A 370-nucleotide genomic window follows, 5' to 3' on the forward strand; every position below is an offset into this window, starting at 1 on the left:
GCCCTTAATGAAGTCAAATCAACCGCTAGAGCAGGGTGGCGACGATGGCGTGTTCGGCATTGAAACTGGCGATCACTGCGTCGCCGGGCTGCAGCGTCAGTTGCTGCAGCTGATCGTTGCTCAGGGTCGCGCACAGGGTTTCGCCGCTGGCGAGCTTCATCAGCACTTCACTCATCTGCTCGCCGGGTTCGATGGCACTGACCGTCGCTGCCAGCTGATTGTCATCCTGTGCGGCGTCACGACTGATGCGGATCCACGGCGCCTTGATCAGCACCAGCACCTCTTTACCGGCGGCCAGTTGCAGGCGATCGGCGCTGCGCTGGGTCAGCGCCACATTAAGCTGCGTGACGCCATCGGCCAGTTGAATCAG

At 61.4% G+C, this 370-nt stretch carries 1 protein-coding gene; it reads right to left on the reverse strand.

What is annotated here, in order from left to right:
• Positions 1 to 25: 25 nt before the first annotated feature.
• Positions 26 to 370, reverse strand: a 345-nt coding sequence (locus tag SB756_RS28485; protein ID WP_410912849.1) for a TOBE domain-containing protein, incomplete at its 5' end; no start/stop codon positions are given.

Source organism: Pseudomonas sp. SIMBA_068 (assembly GCF_046534705.1).
In the GTDB taxonomy this organism is placed as follows: domain Bacteria; phylum Pseudomonadota; class Gammaproteobacteria; order Pseudomonadales; family Pseudomonadaceae; genus Aquipseudomonas; species Aquipseudomonas putida.